We start from the raw sequence: 3800 nt of genomic DNA, 5'->3' as shown, positions 1-3800 counted from the left end.
CGAGCACGATCCGGTCGCCCTCGCCCAGGCCCGCCTCGTGCAGGCGGCGGGCCAGGACCGTCGCGAGCCGCGGATCCGGCCCGAGCGCGCCGGTGACCCGCACCGGTCGCTCCGCCTCGGCCGCGGCCTCGGCGAGGTCGACGTGCACGTGGTAGCCGGCGCTGAGCAGCAGAGGCACGACGACCGCGGGGCGGTCGGGCTGGAGGGTGCCGAGGGTCTCGGGCACGTCCGGCTGCTGCACGTCCACGAAGGAGTCGAGCACGTCGATCGCGGGGTTCGCGGTCCGCACCGCGTCGACCAGCGCGGCGACGGCACGGCGGCCGTCGTCGTCCGAGGTGCCGTGCGAGGCGGCGACCAGAGCGGTCCGTTGGGCCACCTCGATCACTCCGTCCGACTCCCGCACGCTCCACGTCGCGAGGTGCAGCGACTCGGAGGTGTAGCACCGGCCGGTCTCGAGGTCGAAGACGTCCTTGTGCAGCGGCGAGGCGATGGTGGCGCGCTGGACGCCGTCGACGTTCCGCGAGCCGACGATGCCGCGGGAGAGCACGGCGGCCCCCGTCGCGGGGTCGAGGTTCGAGACGGCGAAGACGCGTCCGTCGGGGAGGAGGAAGAGCGCGAGCTGGACGCCGCCGACGAGCGCGGCCTCGCCCCAGAGCGGCTCGAGCTCGAGGCGGTTGCAGACGGGGACCCAGGTCGTGGTCGACGAGGGGGAGCGGGTCAGGTCGAGGAGTGTCATGGTCCCGCCTTCTCGATCGAGGATCCCGCAGCCGATCGGAGGCGGTGAAGGACACGGTAGGGACCCCGCGTTTCAGCCGATGACGTCTGCGGTGTCCCGGGCGTAACGAAGCTCTCACGACCGCTCCGCGGCACCGTGAGACGCCCGTCACAGAGCGTTACGTCCGGGCAACGGCGGGGAAACGGCGCCTGCCTACGGTGGAGGGCATGACAACCGCAGGAGCGAACCCCGCCGCCGACGCCCCCCGACGCGTGCTCGTCGTCGGCGCCGGCCCCGCCGCGCACCGCCTGGTCGACGCGCTCGTCGCGCGGGCCGACTCCGCTCTCGACATCACCGTCTTCGGCGAGGAGGTGCACCACCCCTACGACCGCGTCGCGCTCTCGAAGCGCCTCGAGGGGCGCGTGGACCTGACCCTCGGCGACGGCGCCCTGTGGGAGTCGGCACGGCTGATCACCTCCTCCCGCGTGGTCGCGATCGATCCGGAGCACCCGCGGGTCGAGCTGGCCGACGGCCGCTGGTTCGAGGGCGACGAGATCGTTCTGGCGACCGGCTCCTCCGCCACGGTGCCCCCGATCGCCGGTGCCGAGCACGGCCGGGTGTACCGCACGCTCGAGGACGTCGACTCGCTCGTGGCGGACCTCGCCGCCTTCCAGGAGCGCAAGGGCCGCCCGGCGAACGTGGTCGTGGTCGGAGGAGGACTGCTCGGCCTCGAGGCCGCGGGCGGCGCGCACCGGCTCGGGGCGCGCACCGCGCTCATCCACTCCGGCCGCTGGCTGATGAGCGCGCAGCTCGACGAGGGCGCCGGCCAGGCGCTGGGCCGCATCATCTCGGCGCAGGGCATCGCGCTGCACCTCGGCAACCGGCCCACCGAGATCCTCACCTCGCCCACCGGCACCGTGCTGGGCGTCACCCTGACCGACGGCTCGAGCATCGGCGCCGACCTCGTGGTCTTCTCGATCGGCATCACCGCCCGCGACGAGCTGGCGCGCGCGGTCGGCATCGACGTCGCTCCGCGCGGAGGAGTGGTCGTCGACGACGCCTGCCGCACCAGTCGCGAGCACGTCTGGGCCATCGGCGAGGTCGCCGCGATCCAGGGCCGCACGGTCGGCCTCGTCGCCCCCGCGAACGCGATGGCCGAGGTCGTCGCCGACCGGCTGCTCGGCGGCGACGCGACGTTCCCCGGAGTGGACGACGCCACCAAGCTCAAGCTCTCGGGCGTCGAGGTGGCCAGCTTCGGCGACGCGCTCGGCGCGGGCGAGGGCGCCCTCGAGGTCGTCTACGCCGACCCGGCCCGCGGGCTGTACCAGAAGATCGTCGTCTCGGACGATGCGAAGACCCTGCTGGGCGGCATGTTCGTCGGCGACGCGGGGCCCTACTCCTCCCTCCGCCCGCTGCTGGGCCGCGAGCTGCCCGCCGAGCCCAGCGCGTACCTCGCGGCCGCCGGGGCGGACGCGCCGAGCGGCGACCTGCCCGACGACGTGCAGCTCTGCTCCTGCAACAACGTCTCGGTGGGAGAGGTGCGCCACGCCATCGGCGAGGGCTGCACCGAGCTCGGGCCGCTGAAGGCGTGCACGCGCGCCGGCACCCAGTGCGGCTCCTGCGTCCCGCTGGTCAAGAAGCTGCTCGACATCGAGCTCACCCGCGCCGGTGTGGAGGTGTCGCGCGCCCTCTGCGAGCACGTCTCGCTCAGCCGCAGCGAGCTGTTCGAGTCGGTGCGGATCCTGGGCCTGCACTCGGCCGAGCAGGTCATGGAGCGGTTCGGCTCGGGGCTGGGCTGCGACGTCTGCAAGCCCGTGATCGCCTCCGTCCTCGCCACGCAGACCAACGCCTACATCCTCGATGCGGGCCAGGCGCCCCTGCAGGACACCAACGACCGGGCGCTCGCCAACATGCAGAAGGACGGCACGTACTCGGTCGTCCCGCGCATCCCGGGCGGCGAGATCACGCCCGCGAAGCTCAAGGTCATCGCCGAGGTGGCCGAGCAGTACGGCCTGTACACGAAGATCACCGGCGGCCAGCGGATCGACATGTTCGGCGCCCGCCTCGAGCAGCTCCCCGAGATCTGGACCCTGCTGGTCGACGCCGGATTCGAGTCGGGCCAGGCCTACGGCAAGTCGCTGCGCACGGTGAAGTCGTGCGTCGGATCGACGTGGTGCCGCTACGGCGTGCAGGACGCGGTCGGCATGGCGATCTTCCTCGAGGAGCGCTACCGCGGCCTGCGCTCCCCGCACAAGTTCAAGCTGGGCGTCAGCGGATGCGCGCGCGAGTGCGCGGAGGCGCGCGGCAAGGACATCGGCGTGATCGCGACCGACACCGGCTGGAACCTCTACGTCGGCGGCAACGGCGGCTACCAGCCCGCCCACGCGCAGCTGCTCGCGCAGGACCTCGACGACGCCACGCTCGTGCAGTACATCGACCGCTACGTGATGTACTACGTCCGCACGGCCGAGCGCCTCCAGCGCACGGCCCGCTGGCAGGAGGACCTGCCCGGCGGCCTCGACCACGTGCGCGAGGTGGTCTGCGAGGACTCGCTCGGGATCGCCGCCGAACTGGAGGCCGCCATGGCGACCCACGTGGACACCTACGTCGACGAGTGGGCGGCGACCCTGGCCGACCCCGATCGGCTGCGCCGCTTCCGCTCGTTCGTGAACGCGCCGGACACCGCGGATCCGCGGGTCTCGACGGTGCGCGAGCGCGGGCAGATCCGTCCGGCGGGGAGCGACGAGCGCTCCGACGGGCCGGTGCTGGTGGCGGGGACGACGATCCCGGTCGGGCCGGTGAGCGTCGTGGGACCGCCGGCGTCGCTGTCGGCGTCCTTGCCTGCGTCCGTGTCCGCGTCCGTGTCCGCTTCCGCTGCAGTGAAGGAGTCCTGATGCAGCTCTCGCTCGATCTGACCGGCCGCCGCGTGCTCGTGGTGGGCACCGCCTCCGGGACGCGCCGCGTGCTCGCCCGCTACCGCGCCGCGGGCGCGGTCGTCGAGCGGCGCGAGGCCGACGACGCGCTGCCCGTGCGGCTCGCCTCCGCGTCGCTCCTGGCCTCGGGATGCCCCGCGCTCCTCGTCTGG

Annotated in this window: 2 protein-coding genes and 1 pseudogene; 2 read left to right on the top strand and 1 reads right to left on the bottom strand. The window is 73.4% G+C overall.

The features are described 5' to 3' along the window. Window positions 1-736: nitrite reductase small subunit NirD (gene nirD, locus B0T42_RS18770; protein ID WP_077224484.1), on the bottom strand; the 736-nt coding region annotated here is incomplete at its 3' end. Window positions 737-942: 206 nt separating this feature from the next. Between nirD and nirB the strand changes: the two genes are divergently transcribed. Next, entirely contained in the window at window positions 943-3609 is a 2667-nt protein-coding gene (gene nirB / locus B0T42_RS18765) for a nitrite reductase large subunit NirB (RefSeq protein WP_077224483.1), read from the top strand. Further along, a pseudogene (locus B0T42_RS18760) lies at window positions 3609-3800 on the top strand (uroporphyrinogen-III C-methyltransferase); the annotation flags it as partial. The gene nirB and the pseudogene B0T42_RS18760, both read left to right, overlap by 1 nt.

Source organism: Rathayibacter rhapontici (genome assembly GCF_001995175.1).
Classification (GTDB): Bacteria; Actinomycetota; Actinomycetes; order Actinomycetales; family Microbacteriaceae; genus Rathayibacter.
The sequence above is the reverse complement of the archived record's forward strand: the minus strand, read 5'-3'. Positions and strand labels throughout refer to the sequence as shown.